Raw genomic sequence first — 23,269 nt, 5'->3', positions numbered from 1 at the left:
CGGGGTGGCCGCGCGATGTGACGCGGAGCACAATCGATGACGATGACCCCCACCGCCGATCCCGAACCCGCCGTGTCCGCCGGGGAGGACCCGCGTCGCTACGCGCGACTGCTCACCGAGGTCTACGACGCCACGATGTCCGGTCGACGCGCCCCCGCGCGGCCCCGCGAGGTCATCGGTGACTCGTGGCGACGGGTCGCGGGGCTGGGCGTCGACCCCGATCACGGAGGTCCTGCGGACGCGCTCGGTGCCGGCGAGCTCGAGCGACTCCGCCGGGAATCGGGACTGGAGGAGATACTTCTCGATCTGACCGGCAGCCTGCGGTCGGTGCTGGCGGACTCGGAGAACCTGCTGGTGGTGGCCGACAGCGGGGGTCGGGTCCTCTGGCGCAGCGGTGCGCCCTCGGTGCTCGATCGGGCCGACCGGCTCGGTTTCGTCGAGGGCGCGGACTGGGCCGAGGACAGCGTGGGGACCAACGCGATCGGCACGGCGTTGGTGTCCCGCTCGGCCGTGCAGATCTTCTCGGCCGAGCACTATGTTCGGTCCCACCACGCGTGGACCTGCGCCAGCTCGCCCATCCAGGACCCACGCACGGGACGGGTGATCGGACTGGTCGACGTCAGCGGTCCGGCCTCGTCGGTACACCCGACCACGCTGGCGCTGATCGACGCGGTCTCGCGCCTGGCGGAGGCGCAACTCCGTGAGAAGCACCGGCTCTCCCTCGACACCCTGCGGTCGGTGGCCGCGCCCATGCTCGCCCGGTGCGACCGACCGGCGCTGGCCGTCGACGGACACGGATGGGTCGCCGCCGTTGCGTCGGTGCCGGTGCGCTCACGGGTGATGCTGCCGACCGACGTCGCCGCGGGGCAGCTCTGGGTGCCGTCCCTCGGCGTGTGCGACGTCGAGCCGCTGCCCGGCGGATGGATGGTGCGCCCGGCGGACCCCGCCGACACCGTGGTGGGAGGCGAGAGCGTGCCGACCACTCTGCGGATCGACGTCTCCGACACCGCGCGCACGCTGGTGGAGGTGCAGAGCCGATTCGGGCGGTGGAGTCACGAGGCGACGCCGCGGCACGCGGAGATCCTTTTCCTGCTCGCCGTCCACCGCGACGGCCGCACCGCCGCGGAGCTCGCGGCGGACCTGTTCGGCGATCACGGCCGGGCGATCACCGTGCGTGCCGAGATGTCCCGTCTTCGCAAGGCGTTCGCGGGGGTGGTGCTCGCGCAGCCCTACCGCATCGATCCCGCCGCCGTCGTCGAACTCGTGCTGCCGGACGACCGTGCCCGGTTGCTCCCGCAGTCGTCGGCGCCCGGCGTGCGCCCGTTCCGGGTAGCGCAGTGAGCGCGTGACCGACACTCGACTCGAACGCGAGGCGATCCGTGCCCGGCTGGCGGCGTTCGACGCCCGTCCGCTGAGTACCGGCGAGCGTCGCCGGGCGGCGGTCGCTCTCGCCGTGGCGGGGGAGCCGGGTGCCCGTGAGCTGGTACTCACCCGTCGACCGACTCGGATGCGCGCCCATCCCGGCCAGTTCGCGTTGCCCGGCGGCCGACTGGACGAGGGGGAGAGCGCCGAGGACGCCGTGCTGCGCGAACTGCACGAGGAAATCGGCGTGCGGGTCGGCCGCGACGCCGTCCTCGGTCGACTGGACGACTACGCGACGCGCTCGGGCTACGTCATCACCCCGTTCGTCGTGTGGATCGCCGACGTTCCCGGCCCGCTGCGACCGAGCCCCGACGAGGTCGAGGTGCTCTACCGCGTGAGCCTCGACGAGATCGACGTCGACGCGCAGTTCGTCACGATCCCCGAGTCGCCCCGACCCGTCGTGCAGTGGCCCTTCCGCACCACACGCATCCACGCCCCGACCGGAGCCGTGGTCCACCAGTTCCGCGAGGTGGTCCTGCACGGCCGGGCCACGCGCGTCGCCGAGTTCGAGCAACCCGTGTTCGCCTGGCGCTGACCAGGTCGAGACCGGGATGTGCCATGCTCGGGCGATGACGGCACCCGAGCCGGACCGGCCCGCCGGCACGATCGCGACCGTGTTCGCGGACCGCATCGTCACCGTTCCCAACGCGCTCAGCGTGATTCGGCTGATCGGCGTCCCCGTCTTCCTCTGGCTGCTCCTCGTCGACCGGGCCTACGGATGGGCTCTCGCCCTGCTGCTCGTCAGCGGAGCCACCGACTTCCTCGACGGCAAGCTCGCCCGAATCCTCGATCAGTCGTCGGCGCTCGGGGCGCTGCTCGATCCGTTCGTGGACCGCCTCTACGTCGTGGCCACCCTCGCCGGATTCGCGATCGCCGGCATCGTGCCGTGGTGGATCGCGGTGGTGCTCGTCGGACGCGACGCCGTCCTGGCCGCCGCGCTGCTGCTGTACCGGCGGCGCGGCCTCGGTCCGCCCGAGGTGATCTATCTGGGCAAGGCCGCCACGTTCGTCGTCATGGTCGCACTGCCCCTGCTGCTGGCGGCGAACCTGGACACCGCGGTGACCGACGCGGTGCGGCCCGTCGCGTCCGCGCTGCTGATCTGGGGCACGGGCCTCTACGTCTGGACCGGCGCGCTCTATCTGCGGTTGGCGTTCGGTCCCGTCCGGCGTCTGCCGCGACGGACCGGCCGGTGACGGTACGCTCGGCGCGGCAGCGGTGACCCGCCCGGGACGCACGTTCGCCACCCGGTGACCGAAAGGACCGAGATCACGTGAGCCAGACCGACATTCCCGCCGAGCTGCGGTACACGGCCGAGCACGAGTGGGTGCAGCGCACCGGGCCGACCACCGTCCGCATCGGCATCACCGACTACGCGCAGTCGCAGCTCGGCGACGTGGTGTTCGTGCAGCTCCCCGCCGAGGACGACGCCGTGACCTCCGGCGAGTCGTTCGGCGAGGTCGAGTCGACCAAGAGCGTCTCCGACATCTACGCCCCGCTGAGCGGCACCGTGGCCGCCGTCAACGGCGACCTCGACGGCGACCCCGAGCTGGTGAACTCCGACCCCTACGGCGCCGGGTGGCTCGTCGACCTGACCGCGGCGTCCGAGTCGGACCTCGACGACGCGCTCGAGGGGATGCTGGACGCGGAGGCCTACGCGTCCATCACAGCCGCATAACGGCCGACGTCGACGGGTGGGCAAGCATGCCCGTGCGGCCGGGTCCGCAAGGTACGGTCGGTAAGGTCCTCACGTCGGTCGCGGGCCCCACGGCCGAGTGTCCGACAGCAGTAGCCGGCAGTCCGCCGGAGAAGCACCATCGATACGTGCCGAGCCGATCGGTCGAGTCACGACCGATCGGACCGAGGAGGAGAAACGTGAGCGACAACGGCAACGACGGCGTGTACGGAGAAGCCCCGGCGGAGACCACCTCGGTCTTCCGTGCGGATTTCCTGAACGAGATGGATTCCGCTGCCGCGCAGGGGACGTCGTCCGAAGCCCCCGTGTCGGGCGTCGAGGGCCTGCCCGTCGGGTCGGCGCTGCTCGTGGTCAAGCGCGGCCCCAACGCCGGATCGCGCTTCCTGCTCGATCAGCCGACCACCTCCGCCGGGCGCCACCCGGACAGCGACATCTTCCTGGACGACGTGACCGTCAGCCGTCGTCACGCGGAGTTCCGGCAGGACGAGGACAACTTCCAGGTCGTCGACGTGGGCAGCCTCAACGGCACCTACGTCAACCGTGAGCCCGTCGACTCGGCCGTGCTGGCCAACGGCGACGAGGTGCAGATCGGCAAGTTCCGTCTGGTCTTCCTGACCGGCCCGAAGGGTCAGGCCAGCGACGCGGCCGGCGAGGCGTCCGCGGGCAGTCGATGACCGCAGTCGGGCAGCAATCCAGCAGCGGCGGAATGTCGATCGGCACGGTGCTCGATCGACTCCGCCCGGATTTCCCCGACGTCACCATTTCGAAGATCCGGTTCCTCGAGGCCGAGGGGCTGATCTCTCCGGAACGGACGGCGTCGGGCTACCGCCGCTTCTCCGTTCAGGACTGCGAGCGACTGAAGTACGTGCTCACCGCGCAGCGTGACCACTACCTCCCGCTCAAGGTGATCAAGGAGCAGCTCGACGCCCTCGACGAGGGCGCCACCGTGGCGGCCGTCGACGGCCCGGCGCGGGGGCCGCGCAGGGGTCCGCGAGCGCTCGCGCTCGCCCCGGCCGTCTCGCCCACCGAGTTTCTCGGCGAGCGCCGCGTCCGGATGAGTCGGGCGGACCTGCTTGAGCGCGCGGGAGTGGACGAGCCGTTCCTGCTCGACCTGCAGAAGGCGGGCCTGCTGACCGCGGGACCCGCGGGCTACTTCGACGAGGACGCGGTGGTCTTGGTGCGCACCGCCGCGGCGATGGCGCAGTACGGCCTCGAGGTGCGGCACCTGCGAGCGTTCAAGCTCGCGGCGGACCGCGAGGCCACTCTGCTGGCACAGGTGGCGGGCCCGGTGGCGCTGGGTCGCGACGCGGGGGCACGGGACCGGGCGGAAGAGCTGGTTCGCGAGCTCGCCGCGCTGTCGTTGACCCTGCACACGTCGCTGGTGAAAGCGGCCGTGCGGGGCGTGCTGGACTGACGGGGCCCGGCGGACCCGCGACGGGAGTCGGGGTGCGTCACTACACTCGAACGGGTGCGTCGAGCAGGTGGGAGGCAAGCGCGATGAGTGAGATGCGCGTCATCGGAATCAGGGTCGAACAACCCCAGAACCAGCCGGTTCTCCTCCTCCGCGAGGAGGACGGCGAGCGGTATCTGCCCATCTGGATCGGTCAGACCGAGGCCACGGCCATCGCGCTCGAGCAACAGGGGGTGCAACCTCCGCGGCCGCTCACGCACGATCTGATCGGGGACATCGTGACCGCGTTGGGGCGATCCCTGCGCGAAGTCCGCATCGTCGACCTGCAGGAGGGCACGTTCTACGCGGATCTGGTGTTCGACCAGAACGTCCGCGTGTCGGCCCGGCCGTCCGACTCCGTCGCCATCGCCCTGCGCGCGGGGGTGCCGATCCACGCGGAGGAATCCGTGCTCGCCGAGGCCGGTCTGGTCATGCCCGACGAGAAGGAGGACGAGGTGGAGAAGTTCAAGGAATTCCTCGACACCATCTCGCCCGACGACTTCAAGGCCACGGACGGATAACGATCGAGTCTCACCCTCGACTTGAGGTCGAGACTCACCGCGTGGCGCGTTGTGCGGCACCCCGTCGGTCTCTAGCGTTCGGGTCGATGAAGCACGTGCCGTCGGCGCGACTGGCGTAGTCTCGACCCGAGAGGTCGAGTTGTCGGATGTCACGGAGTTCATCGTCGGTTTCACCGCGAGAGACACATCCGAGAGGGAGAGAACAACGTGGCAGATCAGCCGCTGGAGCCGCAGCAGACTCCGCAGTCCGAAAACGGCGCTGCCGGTGCTGTCGGCGTAGTCGGTGCGGACGAGGTGCAGCCCGGCCTCTTCCCCGACGACTCCGTGCCGGACGAGCTGGTCGGCTACCGCGTCCCCAGTGCCTGCCAGATCGCGGGCATCACGTACCGCCAGCTCGACTACTGGGCCCGCACGGGCCTGGTGGTGCCCTCGATCCGCGGCGCGGCCGGCTCCGGCAGCCAGCGGCTCTACTCCTTCAAGGACATCCTGGTCCTGAAGATCGTCAAGCGTCTCCTCGACACCGGGATCTCGCTGCAGAACATCCGTGTCGCGGTCGACCACCTCCGCCGTCGCGGTGTGGCCGATCTGGCGCGCATCACGCTCTTCTCCGACGGCACCACCGTGTACGAGTGCACGTCCGCCGAGGAAGTGGTGGACCTGCTCCAGGGCGGACAGGGAGTCTTCGGCATCGCCGTCAGCGGCGCCATGCGGGAACTCACCGGCACCATCGCCGACTTCCCGGCCGAGCGGGCCGACGGCGGGGAAGCGCAGCCGACCCCCGAGGACGAGCTGGCGTCCCGGCGTAAGAACCGCGCCAACCGCAAGACCGGCTGAGCGCGGCCTATACTCGGCGGTGCGTCGACGCCGCACGGGAGAGCTTCGACCACGGTCCGACCGTAGCCGGTCGCGGCACGGGTCGAGCGCCGAAGGAGCAGCACCTCTCCGTCAATCTCTCAGGCCCCCGGACCGTGCGGGCTCCGACGCCTCTGGAAAGCGGTGGAACAGCCCACCCGCCCACGGGGAAAGGCGCACCCGCGCCGAATCTCTCAGGCGCCCGTGGTCACGGGCACACGACAGAGGGGGAGGGGCGTCCTTCCCTGCGCGGAGGACGTGCACCTCACCGCGAGCCCCTCGGGAGAATTCCGTGACCGCACGTACCTTCGTCGACCGCCACATCGGACCCGATGCCGAGCAGACCGCCCGTCTGCTCGACGTCATCGGCGTCGACAGCCTCGACGCACTGGCCGCCGCGGCGGTGCCCGCCGACATCCTCGACGACGCGCCGCACGGCATCGCCGACGGACTCGAGGCGCTGCCCGAGCCCGTGTCCGAGCAGGAGGCGCTGGCCGAACTCGCCGCCCTCGCCGCGTCGAACACCGTGGCGGTGTCCATGATCGGCACGGGCTACAGTGCGACGCTCACGCCCCCGGTCCTCGTGCGCAACATCCTCGAGAACCCCGCCTGGTACACCGCGTACACCCCGTACCAACCCGAGATCAGCCAGGGCCGCCTCGAAGCCCTGCTCAACTTCCAGACCATGGTCGCCGACCTCACCGGAATGGAGATCGCCAACTCGTCGATGCTCGACGAGGGGACGGCCGCCGCCGAGGCCATGACGCTGCTGCGGCGCGCCGGCAAGTCCAAGTCCGCCCGGCTGATCGTCGACACCGATCTCTTCCCGCAGACCCGCGCCGTGATCGACACGCGCGCCGAGCCGCTCGGCATCGAGATCGTCGAGGCCGACCTGGCCGACGGACTGCCCGACGGCGACTGCTTCGGGGTGATCACCCAGTCACCCGGCGCGTCGGGTCGGCTGCTGGACGTCACCGATCTGTGCGCGGCCGCGCACGAGCGTGGCGCACTGGTCGCGGTCGGCGTCGACCTGCTCGCGGCCACGCTGATCACCCCGGCGGGGGAGCAGGGCGCCGACGCGTGCTTCGGCACCACGCAGCGCTTCGGCGTGCCGATGGGCTTCGGCGGACCGCACGCCGGGTATCTCGCCGTGCGCTCGTCGCATGCCCGGCAGCTGCCGGGACGCCTGGTGGGCGTCTCCAAGGACGCCGACGGCTCCGTCGCCTACCGCCTCGCGCTCCAGACCCGTGAACAGCACATCCGCCGCGAGAAGGCGACCAGCAACATCTGCACGGCGCAGGTGCTCCTGGCCGTCGTCGCTGCGATGTACGCGAGCTACCACGGTGCCGACGGTCTGACCGCCATCGCTCGCCGCGTCGCCGGGCACGCGGCCGGCCTCGCCGCCGGACTTCGCGCTGCGGACGTCGAGGTGGTGCACGCATCGTTCTTCGACACCGTGCTCGCCCGCGTCCCCGGCCGGGCCGCCGAGGTGGTCGCCGCCGCGAAACGCGACGCGGGCATCAACCTGCGGCACGTCGACGACGACCACGTCGGCATCGCGACCGACGAGGCCACGACCGACGAGCACGTCGCCGCCGTCCTGCGCGCGTTCGGAGCGCCCGCCGAGGCGATCGAGGCACTCGAGGTGAGGCACCCGGCCATTCCCGACGCGCTCGCGCGCCGCACCGAGTTCCTCACGCACCCGGCGTTCGTCCGCTACCGCACGGAGACGGCGATGCTGCGCTACCTGCGCTCCCTCTCGGACAAGGACATCGCGCTCGACCGCAGCATGATTCCGCTGGGGTCCTGCACGATGAAGCTCAACGCCACCGCCGAGATGGAGCCGATCACCTGGCCCGGGTTCTCGCAGGTGCACCCGTTCGCGCCTGCCGAGGACGCCCCCGGCCTGCTGCGGGTGGTGCAGGACCTCGAGCAGTGGCTGGTGGCCGTGACGGGTTACGACGCCGTCTCCCTGCAGCCCAACGCCGGCAGCCAGGGGGAATACGCCGGTCTGCTCGCGATCCGGAACTACCACCTCGACCGCGGTGACGACCGGCGCACGATCTGCCTCATCCCGTCCAGCGCCCACGGCACCAACGCCGCGTCCGCCGTGATGGCAGGCATGAAGGTCGTCGTCGTCGCCTGCCGTCCCAACGGCGACGTCGACGTCAGCGATCTGCGCGCCAAGGTCGCCGAGCACGCCGACACGCTCGCGGCCATCATGATCACCTACCCGTCCACCCACGGGGTCTACGAACACGAGATCGCGGACATCTGCGCCGCCGTGCACGACGCCGGTGGTCAGGTCTACGTGGACGGCGCCAACCTCAACGCCCTGGTCGGCGTGGCGCGTCCGGGACGGTTCGGCGGCGACGTCAGCCACCTGAACCTGCACAAGACCTTCTGCATCCCCCACGGCGGCGGCGGCCCGGGTGTCGGGCCGATCGGCGTGCGCTCCCACCTCGCCCGGTTCCTGCCCGGCCACCCGCACGTCGACGGGCTGGGGGAGACCGGCGCCGTGTCGGCCGCGCCCTACGGCAGCGCGTCGATCCTGCCGATCACGTGGGCCTACATCCGTATGATGGGGGCCACCGGCCTGCGCCGCGCGACGCTGACGGCCATCGCGTCCGCCAACTACATCGCCCGTCGGCTCGACGAGTACTTCCCGGTGCTCTACACCGGCGACAGGTCGATGGTCGCCCACGAGTGCATCCTCGACCTGCGGCCCATCACCGCCCGTACCGGCGTGACGGTGGACGACGTCGCGAAGCGGTTGGCGGACTACGGCTTCCATGCCCCCACGATGAGCTTCCCGGTGGCCGGCACGCTCATGGTCGAGCCGACCGAGAGCGAGAACCTCGAGGAGATCGACGCCTTCGTCGACGCCATGATCGCCATCCGCGGGGAGATCGACCGGGTCGCGGCCGGTGAGTGGCCCGTCGAGGACAATCCGTTGCGGGGCGCACCGCACACGGCCCACTGCCTGGTCACGGAGTGGACCCACCCGTACACCCGCGAGGAGGCGGTCTACCCCGCCGGACTCGGGCGGCCCAAGGTGTGGCCGGCCGTGCGCCGGATCGACGGGGCCCACGGCGACCGCAACCTGGTGTGCTCGTGCCCGCCGCTCGAGGCGTTCGCGGAGTAGTCGGGTCAGGCCGCCGTCCGGAGTTCGAGCATCGTGATCTCCGGCGGCGCGCCGATGCGGACCGGCGGCCCCCAGGCCCCGGCGCCGCGAGTGGTGTAGATCGTGGTGTCGCCGATGGTGTCGAGCCCCTGCACGGTGGGCTGCTGCAGCGGCACCAGGTAGGGAATCGGCCAGATCTGTCCGCCGTGCGTGTGCCCCGAGACCTGCAGATCGACCCCGAGGTCCGACGCTTCGACCGCCTGTTTCGGCTGGTGGGCGACAAGCAATTGGAAGTCGTTCCGGTCGGTGCCGTCCAGCGCTGCGGGCAGGTCCGGCTGGTACGGCTCCGGGGCGGTGAGATCCTCGATGCCCACCAGGTCGATCGTGTCGACGCCGCGGGTGAGCCGAACCGACTCGTTGCGGAGCACGGTGGGCCCCAGGGAGTCGAACAGGTCGAGCCACCGTCCGCCGTCTCCGGCGTAGAACTCGTGGTTGCCGCTGGTGACGAAAACCCCCATCGGGGCGTCGAGACGACTCAGGGGCCTCAGCGACGGTCCGACCAGCTCTGTGGTGCCGTCGATCAGGTCGCCCGCCACCAGAATCAGGTCCGGTGACTGCGCCATGATCTCGTCGACCACGCCGTCGACGAAGCGCTCACCGCGCGCAGGACCGACGTGCAGGTCGGACACCACGGCCACCCGCATGACGTCGAACGACGCGGGCAGGCCGGGCAGGCTCACCTCGGTGCGGGTGACCTCGGGCGAGGCCGCGTCCACCACGCCGTAGCCGACGGCCGCAATCGTGCCCAGCACGAGCACGGTGTTGGCCCGACGCACCGTGGTGCGGCGGGCGTCCGACCCGTCCCGACGGGTAACGGCAGCGCCGAGTCGCATCACCCCTGCGAGCAGGGCGACGAGAAGGGACCCGAGCACGAGGTAGAGCAGCACGGCCAACCAACTCAGGCCCGGGTAGGCGATGTACCGGGCCCACGCGGGGTCGAGTACCTCACCGGAGCCGATGCCGACGACCGCCGCTGCCCAGAACAGGACGAGCACCGCATCGACCGCACGCCCCGTGCCGCGACGAAGGCCGCCTGCGACGACCAGGCGTCGGTGGAGCCAGAACGTCACGAGCCCGAGGACGACGGCGAAGACCGCCATGCGGATCACCGGGCGGAGGTCAGTCGCTCGAGGGTCCCGGCCAGGCCGGGGTCGGACGATGCTGTGACGATCACGTCTCCACCTGTCTGCCCCGCGGCGCTGCGCAGGGTGTCGATATCGGAATTGTCCGCCAACGACACGACGTCGAGGCGGACCGGCCGCGCCGGATCGACGGCGCCGGCCAGGGACTGCAGGAACGACGACGACGAGATCGACGTGTCGTCGTTGGGTCCGTCGGTCACGAGCAGGACGGACTGGGGGCCGTCGGGAGTCCAGTTCTCGACGGCGGAGCGGTAGGCGGCGAGCACCGCCGCGTACGTCGAGGTGGCGGTCTGCGGGGTGATGCTCGCCAGGGCGTCCAGACCCGTCCGTGCGCTCTCCGCCGCCGGGCCGAGGGGAGCCAGGACGCGGTACGGGCGGGATCCGTCCAGCCCGCGGCTGTAGATCCACACGCCGAGGCGGCCGTCACCGGACAGCGCGCCCGTTGCCTGGCCGAGGGCCGCGCGGACGTTGTCGAGCCGGGTGCTCCCGCCGTCGATGGACTCCATCGACCCGGACACGTCGAGCAGCAGCGTGGTCGAGGCCGGCTGACTCGGCGCCGCGACAGTTCCGAGCACTGCGGCCCGCGCGTCGGGCGTCGGAACCGGCGCAACCGTGTCGACGGCGGGGAAGTCCAACCCGGCGATCGGCTCCGGGGCGGTATCGGCGGATCCGTCCGTGGCCCCGGCGGATCCTCCGGGAACACGGAACCCGGCCGCAAGGAACGCCTCGCGCCCCGGCGTCGACCGGACGTACTCGAGGAACTCGGCGGCCGCGGCGCGAGCGGTCGGGTCGGCTGTGGCGAGGACCAGTCCGGGATGGTCCGCCATCGGTGTGGGCCCGGACGGTCGGAACGCCGCCAGTTGCTGGCCCTCGCGGACGCGGGTGGCCAGCTGCTGCTCGGTCACGGGGACGGCACCGAGCGGCGCCGCGGCCGGATCCGGTGCCCGAACGATCGCGTCGAGGGCGGTGTCGACGTCGGAGATCTCGGCCGGGACCTCGGCGGCGGCCAGGGCGACGCGGGACACCGCGGAGACCGCGGCGGGCGACGTGGCGCGGTCGACGGTGAGCGGTTGTGTCTCCGTCGCGGGGTCGGTGGCCACCGCCACCACCGTGGCCGCGGTGGTCGGGCCGCCGGGCAGGGCGAGTCGTACGGGGTCGGCCGACGTCACCAGAGCGGGAAGGTCGGTCCACCGCGACTCGGTGGCCGAGAGGCGGTCAGCGGCGGTGGGCGCGGCGCCGAGGACCACGGGGGAGGTGACCACCGATCTCGGGGTGATGTCCGTGCCGCGGGCGGCGACCGCAGCCGCCGCCGAGGCCGTGTCGGTGGGCACCCAGAGCGCGGGCTCCGGTCCCGCGACGGACGGGTCGTACATCGGGGCGGCGAGAGCCTCGGCGGCCACCGCCGTGGGCGTGGCCGTCACCTCGGTGGTGATGCACTGATCCCGTACCACCGGGCCGCCGGCCGTCCAGGACTCGCCGAGCGTGCGCAGCACGTCGGCGATGTCCGGGTCGGCGGTGACGGCCAGGGTCGCCTCACCCTCCACGCAGGCCCGGGCGGCCTGCTGGGCTTCCTCCGCGGACCGGTCGCGAACCGCGAACCAGCCGACCACGGCGGCCGCGAGCAGGACGAGGACCACGACGGTCGCGACGACGCCGCGGGAGACCCCGCGGCGTCGTCGATCCGCGTGACCGCGGCGGTGGTTACCCACAGGACGTCATCGGGCGTTGGCGGCCTTGTACTCGCGACGACGAGCGTGGAGGATCGGCTCGGTGTAGCCGTTGGGCTGCTGCGTGCCGAGCAGGATGAGGTCCTTCGCCGCGTTGAACGCGATGTTGGTCTCGGGGTTCTCGGCGAGCGGCCGATAGGTCGGATCGCCGGCGTTCTGCCGGTCGACCACCGGTGCCATGCGGTGCAGCGAGGCCAGCACGTCGTCCTCGGACACGACGCCGTGGCGCACCCAGTTGGCGAGGAGCTGGCTCGAGATGCGCAGCGTCGCACGGTCTTCCATGAGGGCGACGTCGTCGATGTCGGGCACCTTCGAGCAGCCGACGCCGTGGTCGATCCAGCGCACGACGTAGCCGAGGATGGACTGGCAGTTGTTGTCGAGCTCGCGCTGCTTGTCCTCTGCGCTCCACGAAGTGTCCGCGGCCAACGGGATCTCGAGGATCTGATCGACGGTGGCCCGCTTGGCCTTCGCGATCTCCTCCTGCCGGGCGAACACGTCCACCTTGTGGTAGTGCAGCGCGTGCAGGGTCGCGGCCGTCGGGGACGGCACCCAGGCGGTGTTGGCGCCGGCCTTCGGGTGGCCGATCTTCTGCTCGAGCATGTCGGCCATCAGGTCCGGCATGGCCCACATGCCCTTGCCGATCTGCGCCTTCCCCTCGAGGCCGGCGGCCAGGCCGGTGTCGACGTTCCAGTCCTCGTACGCGGCGATCCACGTCTGCTTCTTCATCTCGGCCTTGCGGACCACCGGCCCGGCCTCCATGGAGGTGTGGATCTCGTCGCCGGTGCGGTCGAGGAAGCCGGTGTTGATGAACACCACCCGCTCCTTCGCCGCGGCGATGGCGGCGGCGAGGTTGACGGTGGTGCGCCGCTCCTCGTCCATGATGCCGACCTTGAGGGTGTTGCGGGACAGACCCAGCAGGTCCTCGACGCGGGCGAACAACTCGTCGGTGAACGCGACCTCGGCGGGACCGTGCATCTTCGGCTTGACGATGTAGAGCGAGCCGGTGCGGCTGTTGGTCAGCTCCACGTCGCCGGTGAGGCTGTGCATACCGCACAGCGAGGTCATGATCGCGTCCAGGATGCCCTCGGGCACCTCGTTGCCGTCGGCATCGAGGATCGCGTCGGTGGTCATCAGATGCCCGACGTTGCGCACGAACAGCAGCGACCGGCCGTGCAGCACCAGCTCGGAGCCGTCGAGGGCAGTGTAGACGCGGTCGGGGTTCATGGTGCGGGTGAAGGTCTTGCCGTTCTTGGTGACCTCCTCGGCGAGGTCGCCGCGCATCAGGCCCAGCCAGTTGCCGTACCCGAGGACCTTGTCCTCGGCGTCGACGGCGGCGACGGAGTCCTCGAGGTCCATGATGGTGGTGACGGCCGACTCGACCAGCACGTCCTTCACGCCGGCGGCGTCGGTGCTGCCGATGGGGCTGTCCGCGTCGATCTGCAGTTCGAGGTGCAGGCCGTGGTGGCGGAACAGGATGCCCGTGGGCGCCGACGGCTCGCCGGTGTAGCCGACGAGCAGGGCGGGGTCGGCCAGGCCGGTGGTCTCACCCGAGGCGAGGGTGACCACGAGGGCGGAGCCGTCGATCACGTAGGACGTGGCGTCGACGTGCGAGCCCGACTCCAGCGGCACGGCCTCGTCGAGGAACGCGCGGGCGTAGGCGATGACCTTGTCGCCGCGGACCCGGTTGTAGGAGGTGCCTTTCTCGGCGCCCCCGTCCTCGGGGATGGCGTCCGTGCCGTACAGGGCGTCGTAGAGCGAGCCCCAGCGAGCGTTGGAGGCGTTGATCGCGAAGCGGGCGTTGAGCACCGGCACCACCAACTGCGGACCCGCGGTGGAGGTGATCTCCCGGTCCACCCCGGAGGTGGTGATCGAGAACGGGGCAGGCTGCTCCTCGAGGTACCCGATCTCCTGCAGGAACGCCTTGTACGCGGCCTTGTCGTACCCGGCGCCCGGGTGCTCGGAATGCCAGGCGTCGAGCTTGCCCTGGATCTCGTCACGGGTATCGAGCAGAGCGCGGTTCTTCGGGGCGAGGTCCGTCAGCAGCGACTCCACCCCGGACCAGAACGCCTCCGCCTCGACACCGGTACCCGGCAGGGCCTTCGACTGCACGAACTCGTGCAGAACAGCGGCAACCTGCAGACTTCCGACCTGGACGCGTTCCGTCATCTGTAGCCCCTCACTCGACTCTCGTCGGCCGCGGCACCGTTGCCGCGCCACGGCTGATGTTACCCACTGGTATTCACGCCGGAGTGCACCAGGAGTGTCCGACACCCGTCGATCACCCGCGCTCGCAGTCCGGTCGCCCGCTCCGCGACGTCCTGCTGCGCCCGCACGTACTCCGCCCGCCCGGCCGGCGTCTCGACCGCGATCGGGGCGTAGCCGTACTCTCGCAGGTCGTACGGACTGGCGCGCATGTCGATCTCGCGGGCGGTCCGTGCCAGGTCGAAGCAGTCCAGCAGGAGGTCGGACGGGAGCAGCGGTCCCAGCTTGGCCACCCACTTGTAGAGGTCCATGGCCGCGTGCAGGCAGCCGGGTTGCTCGGTCCGCAGACGGTGGTCGGGGGAGAGCTCCGTGTCGTTGCGGGGGACGGCGTCGGGGGTGAAGAAGCGGAACGCGTCGTAGTGCGTGCACCGCAGCGGCATGTCCTCCACCACCCGGTCGGTTCCCGCGTGCCCGAGCCGCAGGGGGACGTCGTGGCGCAGGGCGTCGTCGCCGCCCCGGTAGACCATCGCCCACTCGTGCAGGCCGAAGCAGCCCAGCCGGGCCGGTCGCGCCGCGGTACGGGTGAGCAGGGTGTGCACGAACTCGACCGCCGCGAGTCGCTTGACGAGGAACTCGTCGGACACCGCCACCGCGGGAACGCCGCCGACCACGACGGACGTGTAGCCGGTGCGGTCGCGGTAGGCCGCCGCGCCGTCGCCGACGAGCGCGGTGCCGTGGCCGGGATGCCACCGGCGCAGATGCCCCGGCTTGAGGCTGTAGTAGGTGAAGAGGAAGTCGGTGACCGGATGGGTCGCCCCGCTCGCCCGGCGCGCGAGATAGTCGCCGATCGCGTCGTCCACGCGCTGCTCGTGTGCCGCCCGTCGCGTGTCCAGGTCGGCGGGATCCAGCACGATCACGTCTGCTCGTCCGGCCCCGGAACGACGTCCTCCACGCGGTGGGTGCCGTCGCGCACCGTGCCCACGAATTCCTCGACCAGGTCCTCGAGCGCGACGATGCCGATGGTGCCCTGCCCGGGTTCCGCGACCGCCGCGAGGTGGCTCCGGCGACCGCGCAGGCGCGCCAGCGCCTCGTCCAGCGGCGTCCTGCTGTCGACCACCGGCAGCATGCGCACGTCCGACCGCGGGATCACCGTGTCGGCGTCCGCGTTCGGGTCGGCCATGAGGTCGAGCACGTCCTTGAGGTGGAGGTAGCCGATGAGCCCGTCGGCGTCGTCGCGCACGGGGTAGCGAGAGAAGCCCGTCTCGCGCACCGCCTCCTCGATGGCTCCCAGGGTGGGTCCGTCCGGACCGGTGCGCACCGTGCGGGCCCGGTCCAGCGGGATGAGAACCTCGCGCACCGTGCGGCCCGACGTCTCGAGCGCGCGGGCGAGCCGGCGGTGCTCCTCCTCGTCGATCAGGCCTTCGGACCGGGATTCGCCGATCATGTCCGAGAGCTGATCGGCGGACACGGACGATTCCAGTTCGTCGCGGGGTTCGACTCGCAGGGCTCGCAGTGTCGCGTTGGCGCACAGGTTGTAGAAGGCGATCAACGGCTTGGCGACGGCGAGCCAGCGCAGGTGCATCGGCACCAGCAACATCGCGGTCGATTCCGGGCCGGCGATGGCGATGTTCTTCGGCACCATCTCGCCGACGAGGATGTGCAGGATCACCACGATCATCAGCGCCAGCGTGAACCCGACCGGGTGCAGCAATTGCTCCGGCAGTCCGGCCCACTCGAACGGTCGCTCGATCAGATGGGCCACGGCGGGCTCGGCCACCCGGCCGAGCAGGATCGAGCAGATGGTGATGCCGAGCTGCGCCGCGGCCAGCATCAACGACAGGTTCTGGCCGGCCTCGATCACGACCGCGGCCCGCTTCTTCCCCTGGGCCACCAGGCTGTCCAACCGGTCCCGCCGAGCGGAGATCAACGAGAACTCGGCGCCGACGAAGAAGGCGTTGAGCAGCAACAGGATCACGGCGAGGCCCACCGCGGCGACGTCACCCACGGTCGTCCTCCACCCCGGTGCCGCGCAGCCGACCCATCTCCTCGGGACCGGCGGGCCGCACGAGAATCCGGTCGATCCGTCGTCCGTCCATCGACTCCACCCGTGCGATCCATCCGCCGTGCGCGTCGTCCTCGGACTCGCCGACGGCCGTGGGCAGTACCACGCGATCGCCGGCCTCCGGAATGCGAGCGAACCGGGTCAGCACCAGCCCACCGAGCGTCTCGTAGTCACCGCTCGGCGCGGCGTACCCGGTGTGTTCGATCACCTCGTCGATGCGCAGCAGGCCCGAGCACAACCAGCCGTCGCCGACTCTCTGTACGTCGACGTCCGGGGTGTCGTGCTCGTCGCGCACGTCGCCGACGATCTCCTCGATGAGGTCCTCCATGGTGACGATGCCGGCGGTGCCGCCGTACTCGTCGACGACGAGCGCGACCTGCATCCCGTCGGCGCGCACGCGGTCCATCACCGTGTCGCCGTCGAGACTCGCGGGCACCGTCGGGACCCGGGCGGCCAGGGTCCGAACGGGTGTGGTCGCGCGCTCGACGGCGGGCACGGTGAACGCGTGCTTGATGTGCACCACGCCGAGGGTGTCGTCGAGGTCGCCGGCGACGACCACCGGGAATCGAGAGAAGCCCGTGCGGGCCGCGGTGTCGATCAGATCGGCCACCGTGTCCTGCGCGGACAGGGTCTCGATCTTCACGCGGGGTGTCATCAACTCGTCGGCGCTGCGGTCGCCGAACTGCAGTGACCGATCCACCAGCCGGGCGGTGCGCGCGTCGAGCGACCCGTGCTCGGCCGACGTCCGGACGAGGGAGCCGAGTTCCTGGGGAGAGCGAGCCGAGCGAAGTTCCTCGGCCGGTTCGATCCCGAGCCGACGCACCATCCAGTTGGCGGACCCGTTGAGGCCGTCGATGGCCCACCGGAACACGAAGGAGAACGCCGCCTGCGGGCCCGCCGCGACGCGGGCCACACCGATCGGGTTCGCGATGGCGAGGTTCTTCGGCACCAACTCGCCGAACACCATCGACAGTGACGTCGCGATGATCAGCGCGAGGACCAGCGACGCCGCGGTCGCGACCCCGTCCGAGGCGCCGAGCGCGAGCGCCACCGGCGAAATGAACCTCGCGAGAACCGGCTCCGCGATGTAACCGGTGATCAGCGTGGTGATGGTGATCCCGAGCTGTGCTCCCGAGAGCTGGAAGGACAGCGTCTTGTGGGCGCGCAGCACCTGGCGGGACCGCGCGTCGCCGTCGCGGGCGGCCGCCTCGACGGTGCTGCGTTCGAGCGCGGTCAGCGAGAACTCCGCCGCCACGAAGAGGGCGGTACCGGCCGTGAGTGCGACGAAACCGACGAGGCTGAGCACGGGGACGAGCACGGTCACGACGGCACCGGTGTCCTTACTGGTCGAACGGGTCGTGCGAGGTGCGATACCCGGCCGCGGCGTCGGTCAACCGCGGAGTCCGCCGCGATCACCACCCGGTGGGCAGCGGGCGGCCCTCGGCGAACCCGGCGGCCGACTGGATGCCGAGCACCGCCTTCGCGTGCAGGTCCTCGAGGGTGCGGGCGCCGGCGTAGGTGCAGGTGCTGCGGACGCCGGCGCAGATGTGGTCGAGAAGATCCTCGACGCCGGGGCGTTCCGGGTCGAGGCGCATCCGCGAACTCGAGATGCCCTCTTCGAACAGCCCCTTACGGGCCTGGTCGAACGCGCTGTCGGCAGCGGTGCGGGCGGCGACGGCGCGCTTGGACGCCATGCCGAAGCTCTCCTTGTAGGCGACACCCGCCGCGTCGACGCGCAGGTCGCCGGGGGACTCGTGCGTTCCGGCGAACCACGATCCGATCATGACGTTCGAGGCGCCGGCCGCCAGAGCGAGGGCGACGTCGCGCGGGTGGCGGACCCCGCCGTCGGCCCACACGTGCTTGCCGGACTCGCGGGCCGCGGCCGCGCACTCCTCGACGGCGGAGAACTGCGGCCGGCCCACGCCGGTCATCATGCGAGTGGTGCACATCGCGCCGGGGCCGACCCCGACCTTGACGATGTCGGCGCCGGCGGCGATCAGGTCGCGCGTGCCCGCCGCGGAGACCACGTTGCCGGCCGCGAGCGGAACGCCGAGGCCGAGGCCGGCCACGGTGGCGAGCGCGTCGAGCATCTTCTGCTGGTGGCCGTGCGCCGTGTCGAGCACGAGAAGATCGGCTCCGGCGTCGACGAGGTCCTTCGCCTTGGCGGCGACGTCGCCGTTCACCCCGACCGCGGCGGCGATCCGGAGGCGGCCGTGGTCGTCGACCGCGGGACGGTAGATGGCGCTGCGCAGCGCGCCGGTACGCGTGAGGACGCCGGACAGCAGGCCGTCCGGCGTCTCGAGGACCGCGAGGTTCTCGTGCCGCGACTCGAGCAGATCGAAGACCGCCCGCGGGTCGGTGTCCACGGGCGCGGTGACGAACGAGGCGTCCATGACCGTGCCGAGGCGGGCGAAGCGGTCGACATCGGTGCACGCCGCCTCGGAGACGACGCCCACGGCTCGGCCCCGATCGACCACGACGACGACGCCGTGGGCGCGCTTGGGCATCAGCGCCAGGGCATCGGAGACCGACGCGTCCGGAGCGAGGGTGACGGGGGTGTCCGCGACGAGGTGGCGGCTCTTGACGAAGGCGACCGTTTCCGCGACGGCCGCCGTAGGCACGTCCTGAGGCACGACGACGATGCCGCCGCGGCGGGCGACCGTCTCCGCCATGCGCTTGCCGGCGACCGCGGTCATGTTGGCGACGACGACGGGCACGGTGGTCCCCGACCCGTCCACGGTGGCGAGGTCGACGTCGAACCGCGACGTGACGTCGGTCCGGTTGGGAACGAGGAAGACGTCGTCGTAGGTGAGGTCGTACGGCGGGCGGCGATCGTGGAGGAACTGCACGGAGCGTCATCCTACTGCGGGTGGGACACCGTCCGGGGACCGAGCGGTCTGCGGTTCCCCCGCGGTGGCCTGGACGCGGCTGAGCGCGATCGTCGTGACGATCATGACGGCCAGGGCCGCGATCACTACCGGACCGCGGACGCCGCCGACGTCGATCCGTTCCTGCAGCACGACGACGCCCAGTGCCACCGCGGCGAGCGGCTCGCCGATCGTGACGGCCGGCAACGACGCGGCGAGCGGGCCGGCCTGGAAGGCGCGCTGCTGGAGATAGAACCCGGCGACACCGGCGGCGACCAGCGCGTAGGTCTGCCAGGAGGTCGCCGCGACGAGGAGTCCCCGTTCGACGAGATCGGTGACGTACTTGGTGAACGCAACGGCGACGCCGAACAGCAACCCGCCGGCGATGCCGAAGGACAGCGCGGCCCGCGACGCCCGACGGCGGGCGGAGACACCGACGGCGGCTGCGACGAGGGCGATCCCGACCACCACCGCCAACGGAGCCGCCCACGCCGACCACGGCGCGTCGGCGTCGCCCTCGGTCGGCTCGCCGACCGCGACGAAGATCACCAGGGCGGCGGTCAGACCGACCGCGGCGACCCACGTCGACGGACGCATGCGCAGCCCGGAGAACCGCGCCGACAGCGGAAGCGCGAACAGCAGCATGCTGACCAGCACCGGCTGGACCACCGCCACCGATCCGACCGCCAGCGCGGCGACCTGGACGAGATAGCCACCCAGGTCGCCCCCGACCCCGGCCCACCACCGCCCGCTGCGCAGGACGCCGCGGACGAGCGCGCCGTCCGGGACGGCCGCGGCGGCGGACTGCTGGGCCACGGCCGCACAGGCGAAGAGGGCGGCGGCGACCAGCGCGAGGACGATCGCGAGGGAGGACGACGCCGACGAGGTCACGGCCTCACGCCTGGACTTCGGACCGATCCTCGCTCCACAGGGTGTGGAACTTGCCCTCGGCGTCGACCCGTTCGTAGGTGTGCGCACCGAAGAAGTCGCGCAGCCCCTGCGTCAGGGCGGCGGGGAGACGCTCGGCGCGCAGGCCGTCGTAGTACGACAGGGCGGAGGCGAAGCCCGGCACCGGAATGCCGAGCATCGTCGCGGTGGACACCACCCGCCGCCAGCTGTCGACGGCGTTCTCGACGGCCTCGCGGAAGTAGGGCGCCAGGACGAGGCTCGGCAGTTCGGGGTTCTCGTCGTACGCGTCCTTGATGCGGTTCAGGAACCGGGCGCGGATGATGCAGCCGCCGCGCCAGATGGTGGCCAGGTCGCCGGGGTGCAGGTTCCAGTCGTACTCGGCGCTGCCGGCCGCGATCTGGTCGAAGCCCTGGGCGTAGGCGATGACCTTCGAGGCGTAGAGCGCGGAGCGGATGTCCTCGACGAACGCGTCGACGTCCTGCGGCCCGTCGGCCAGCGTGCCCGAGGCGAGCTCCCGCGCGGCGGCGCGCTGATCGCGGGCACCGGACAGCGCCCGAGCGAACACCGCCTCGGCGATGCCGGTGACGGGCACACCGAGATCGAGGGCGGACTTCACGGTCCAGCGACCGGTGCCCTTCTGTTCCGCCGCGTCGACGATGACGTCCACCAGCGGCGCGCCGGTCTTGGCGTCCTTGTGCGAAAGCACTTCCGCGGTGATCTCGACGAGGTAGCTCTCGAGGTCGCCGTCGTTCCAGGTGCGGAAGACGTCCGCGATCGCGTCGGGATCCTTGCCGAGCGCGTCGCGCAGCAGGTGGTAGGCCTCGCCGATGAGCTGCATGTCGGCGTACTCGATGCCGTTGTGCACCATTTTCACGAAATGACCGGAGCCGTCCGGTCCGATGTGGGTGCAGCACGGCGTGCCGTCGACCTGCGCGGCGATGGACTCGAGCAGAGGTCCGACGGACTCGTAGGACTTCGCCGGTCCGCCGGGCATGATCGACGGCCCGTTCAGGGCGCCTTCCTCGCCGCCGGAGATGCCGGCGCCGACGAAGAGCAGACCGCGTTCCTTCAGGTCCGCCTCACGGCGGATCGTGTCCGTGTAGAGCGCGTTGCCGCCGTCGATGATGATGTCGCCCTCGTCCATCACGGCCGCGAGCTCCTCGATCACCGCATCGGTGGGATCGCCGGCCTTGACCATGATCACCACGCGGCGCGGCTTCTCGAGACTCGCGACGAAGTCCTCGATGGATTCCGACGGGACGAAGGTGCCCTCGGACCCGTGGTTCTCGATCAGCGCGGTCGTCTTGGCGCTGCTGCGGTTGTGCACGGCGACGACGTGACCGCGCCGGGCGAAGTTGCGCGCCAGGTTGGAACCCATGACGGCGAGGCCGGTGACGCCGATCGGGGCGAGGGGAGCGGATCCGTCGGAGGTGTCGCGAGGGGAGGTCATGTGCCCAGCTTTCCCTGCCCGGCCCCGGCTGAAAAGTCCGGGGCCGGGCAGGAGCCGGCGAGCGGGTCGGTTCTAGTCGGCCGCGTGCGATGCGCGGCTGCGGAAGCCGCCGCCGGAGGTGCTGCCGGTGTCCCGGCGGGGCGCGGCCTCGCGGCGGGGTGCACCCTCGCGACGGGGTGCGCCCTCGCGACGGAATCCACCGTCACGGCGGGGTCCACCCTCGCGACGGGGTCCACCCTGGCCGCGGTAGCCACCCTCTCGACGCGGCGCGCCGGCGGGACGCTCACGACGCGGCGCCTCCCGCACGGGCTCGCCCGACGGCTTCTGCGCGCCGGTGATGGCGCCGAGCTCGGCCGACCCGGGGGAGACGTTCACCTCGGTTACCTTCACGCCGGCCTGGCCGGTGAGGCGCCCGATGATGCGGCGCTGGTTCGGCAGGGCGATCGCGACGACGGTCCCGGCGGCTCCGGCGCGCGCGGTGCGGCCGGCGCGGTGCATGTAGTCCTTGTGGTCGGCCGGCGGGTCGACGTGGACGACCAGGTCGATGCCGTCGACGTGGATGCCGCGGGCGGCGACGTCGGTGGCGACGAGCACCGGGGTGCGACCGTTCTTGAACCGGTCCAGGACGCGGGTGCGCTGATTCTGCGCCTTGCCGCCATGCAGCGACTCGGCGTGGATGCCGACGGCGCGCAGGCGGTCGGTGATGCCTTCGCAGCCGAGCTTGGTCCGCGCGAACATGATGGTGCGGCCACCCTGACGTGCGGCGATCTCGGACAGCACGATGTCCTTCTGGCCGCGTCCGACGTTGAGGATGTAGTGCTCCATCGACTCGACGGCGGCCTTGCTGTCGCCGGTCGAGTGCTGCACGTGGTCGGGCAGGAACCGGCGGACCAGGGACTGGACCTCACGGTCGAGCGTCGCCGAGAACAGCATGCGCTGGCCGTCGGGTGCGGTCAGTCCGAGGATCTCGCGGACCTCGGGCAGGAAGCCCATGTCGGCCATCTGGTCGGCTTCGTCGAGGGCCGTGATGCACACGTCGTCGAGCAGGCAGGTGCCCTGACGCAGATGGTCGCCCAGTCGACCGGGCGTGGCGACGAGAACGTCGACCCCGCGCCGGAGCTGGTCGGCCTGCCGACCGAACGGGGTGCCGCCGACGGCGGGCCGGACCGACAGGCGAAGCGGGGCGGCGTACGTCTGAAGCGAGTCGACCACCTGGAACGCGAGTTCACGGGTGGGCACCAGGACGAGTGCCCGCGGGCGCTTCGCGGCGGGCGTGTCACCCAGCTCGGCGAGGCGGGCGAGCATCGGCAGGCCGAAGGCCAGGGTCTTGCCGGATCCGGTCTGCGCGCGGCCGAGCACGTTGCGGCCGGCGAGTGCGTCGCCGATCGCCATGGACTGGATGGGGGAGGGAACGGTGATGCCCTTCGCGGCGAGGGCCGTCACCACGGGGGCGGGGAGGCCGAGCTCGGCGAAGGTGGCGACGGCCGCCTCGGCGGCGGCAGGGGACAGCGGTGTTGCGTCGATCAACGCGGGGGACCTCTCGGGTTACGGGCGCGTCGAAGTCGACGGCACCCTCGGGCGCCGATCGACGAGACGAGCCAGGGCACACATCACCTGGCTCGCAGGGCGGGGAATCCCGCCGGACAACGAAAGAAGGTGTCTCGAACGACCACGGAGCCGAATGCGCGGGGCATCACGGTCGGCGGTGAAGGAAATAACGTGCCGTATCGAATATCTGATGGTTCGACGTGCGAACCGCGGTCCAGCCTACGCGACGAGGACGCCCGG

The 23,269-nt window shown here is 71.4% G+C and carries 19 protein-coding genes and 1 riboswitch; of the genes, 9 read left to right on the top strand and 10 right to left on the bottom strand.

Going from position 1 to position 23,269, the window contains the following annotated elements; genetic code table 11:
- Window positions 1–42: 42 nt before the first annotated feature.
- The 9 genes from BMZ18_RS17260 (at window position 43) to gcvP (ending at window position 9,083) form a co-directional block, all read left to right on the top strand.
- Window positions 43–1,341 carry a GAF domain-containing protein gene (locus BMZ18_RS17260; protein WP_068362858.1) on the top strand — a complete coding sequence of 433 codons (1,299 nt, stop codon included), beginning with the start codon at window positions 43–45 and terminating at the stop codon, window positions 1,339–1,341.
- Between the two features lie 4 nt (window positions 1,342–1,345).
- Window positions 1,346–1,957 carry an NUDIX hydrolase gene (locus tag BMZ18_RS17255; protein ID WP_068362861.1) on the top strand — a complete coding sequence of 204 codons (612 nt, stop codon included), beginning with the start codon at window positions 1,346–1,348 and terminating at the stop codon, window positions 1,955–1,957.
- Between the two features lie 34 nt (window positions 1,958–1,991).
- Window positions 1,992–2,615, top strand: coding sequence for a CDP-alcohol phosphatidyltransferase family protein (locus BMZ18_RS17250; RefSeq protein WP_068101528.1), 624 nt, complete (start codon window positions 1,992–1,994; stop codon window positions 2,613–2,615).
- A gap of 77 nt (window positions 2,616–2,692) precedes the next feature.
- On the top strand, window positions 2,693–3,097 hold the full coding sequence (gcvH, locus tag BMZ18_RS17245) for a glycine cleavage system protein GcvH (RefSeq protein ID WP_068101525.1): 405 nt from the start codon (window positions 2,693–2,695) through the stop codon (window positions 3,095–3,097).
- 197 nt (window positions 3,098–3,294) lie between these two features.
- On the top strand, window positions 3,295–3,789 hold the full coding sequence (gene garA, locus BMZ18_RS17240; protein ID WP_068362862.1) for a glycogen accumulation regulator GarA: 495 nt from the start codon (window positions 3,295–3,297) through the stop codon (window positions 3,787–3,789).
- Window positions 3,786–4,529, top strand: a complete 744-nt coding sequence (gene ftsR / locus BMZ18_RS17235) for a transcriptional regulator FtsR (RefSeq protein WP_068101519.1) — start codon at window positions 3,786–3,788, stop codon at window positions 4,527–4,529. Before garA ends, ftsR begins: the two co-directional genes overlap by 4 nt.
- A gap of 83 nt (window positions 4,530–4,612) precedes the next feature.
- Window positions 4,613–5,086, top strand: coding sequence for a bifunctional nuclease family protein (locus tag BMZ18_RS17230; RefSeq protein WP_068101514.1), 474 nt, complete (start codon window positions 4,613–4,615; stop codon window positions 5,084–5,086).
- A 294-nt stretch (window positions 5,087–5,380) separates the two neighbouring features.
- Window positions 5,381–5,920 carry a MerR family transcriptional regulator gene (locus tag BMZ18_RS17225; RefSeq protein ID WP_139204027.1) on the top strand — a complete coding sequence of 180 codons (540 nt, stop codon included), beginning with the start codon at window positions 5,381–5,383 and terminating at the stop codon, window positions 5,918–5,920.
- A 25-nt stretch (window positions 5,921–5,945) separates the two neighbouring features.
- Window positions 5,946–6,065: riboswitch (glycine riboswitch) on the top strand.
- Between the two features lie 165 nt (window positions 6,066–6,230).
- On the top strand, window positions 6,231–9,083 hold the full coding sequence (gcvP, locus tag BMZ18_RS17220) for an aminomethyl-transferring glycine dehydrogenase (protein ID WP_068362865.1): 2,853 nt from the start codon (window positions 6,231–6,233) through the stop codon (window positions 9,081–9,083).
- Window positions 9,084–9,088: 5 nt separating this feature from the next.
- On the opposite strand, the gene BMZ18_RS17215 is transcribed toward gcvP, so the two are convergent.
- The 10 genes from BMZ18_RS17215 to BMZ18_RS17170 all read right to left on the bottom strand — a co-directional run bounded on the left by BMZ18_RS17215 (window position 9,089) and on the right by BMZ18_RS17170 (window position 23,008).
- Window positions 9,089–10,231, bottom strand: coding sequence for a metallophosphoesterase (locus BMZ18_RS17215; protein WP_068362868.1), 1,143 nt, complete (start codon window positions 10,229–10,231; stop codon window positions 9,089–9,091).
- Complete coding sequence (locus BMZ18_RS17210) at window positions 10,228–11,973, bottom strand: VWA domain-containing protein (protein WP_068362871.1); 1,746 nt, start codon at window positions 11,971–11,973, stop codon at window positions 10,228–10,230. Before BMZ18_RS17210 ends, BMZ18_RS17215 begins: the two co-directional genes overlap by 4 nt.
- A gap of 6 nt (window positions 11,974–11,979) precedes the next feature.
- Entirely contained in the window at window positions 11,980–14,157 is a 2,178-nt protein-coding gene (locus tag BMZ18_RS17205) for a malate synthase G (RefSeq protein ID WP_068362874.1), read from the bottom strand.
- 59 nt (window positions 14,158–14,216) lie between these two features.
- A complete protein-coding gene (locus BMZ18_RS17200; RefSeq protein ID WP_068101504.1) occupies window positions 14,217–15,110 on the bottom strand; it encodes a 3-methyladenine DNA glycosylase in 894 nt (297 codons plus the stop codon).
- Window positions 15,107–16,198 carry a hemolysin family protein gene (locus BMZ18_RS17195; RefSeq protein ID WP_068362877.1) on the bottom strand — a complete coding sequence of 364 codons (1,092 nt, stop codon included), beginning with the start codon at window positions 16,196–16,198 and terminating at the stop codon, window positions 15,107–15,109. The genes BMZ18_RS17200 and BMZ18_RS17195 overlap by 4 nt, the downstream gene beginning before the upstream one ends.
- Complete coding sequence (locus tag BMZ18_RS17190) at window positions 16,191–17,579, bottom strand: hemolysin family protein (protein ID WP_068362880.1); 1,389 nt, start codon at window positions 17,577–17,579, stop codon at window positions 16,191–16,193. Before BMZ18_RS17190 ends, BMZ18_RS17195 begins: the two co-directional genes overlap by 8 nt.
- 88 nt (window positions 17,580–17,667) lie before the next feature.
- Window positions 17,668–19,104, bottom strand: coding sequence for a GuaB1 family IMP dehydrogenase-related protein (locus tag BMZ18_RS17185; protein WP_068362884.1), 1,437 nt, complete (start codon window positions 19,102–19,104; stop codon window positions 17,668–17,670).
- Between the two features lie 6 nt (window positions 19,105–19,110).
- Complete coding sequence (locus tag BMZ18_RS17180; protein ID WP_068101496.1) at window positions 19,111–20,013, bottom strand: DMT family transporter; 903 nt, start codon at window positions 20,011–20,013, stop codon at window positions 19,111–19,113.
- Window positions 20,014–20,017: 4 nt separating this feature from the next.
- Complete coding sequence (gene gnd, locus BMZ18_RS17175; protein WP_068362890.1) at window positions 20,018–21,481, bottom strand: NADP-dependent phosphogluconate dehydrogenase; 1,464 nt, start codon at window positions 21,479–21,481, stop codon at window positions 20,018–20,020.
- A gap of 72 nt (window positions 21,482–21,553) precedes the next feature.
- Window positions 21,554–23,008: a DEAD/DEAH box helicase gene (locus tag BMZ18_RS17170; protein ID WP_371828515.1), complete on the bottom strand. Its 1,455-nt coding sequence runs from the start codon at window positions 23,006–23,008 to the stop codon at window positions 21,554–21,556.
- Window positions 23,009–23,269 lie beyond the last annotated feature (261 nt).

Origin of the sequence: Rhodococcoides kroppenstedtii (assembly GCF_900111805.1) — a bacterium.
Taxonomy (GTDB): domain Bacteria; phylum Actinomycetota; class Actinomycetes; order Mycobacteriales; family Mycobacteriaceae; genus Rhodococcoides; species Rhodococcoides kroppenstedtii.
This window is presented reverse-complemented; position numbering and strand designations above follow the sequence as displayed.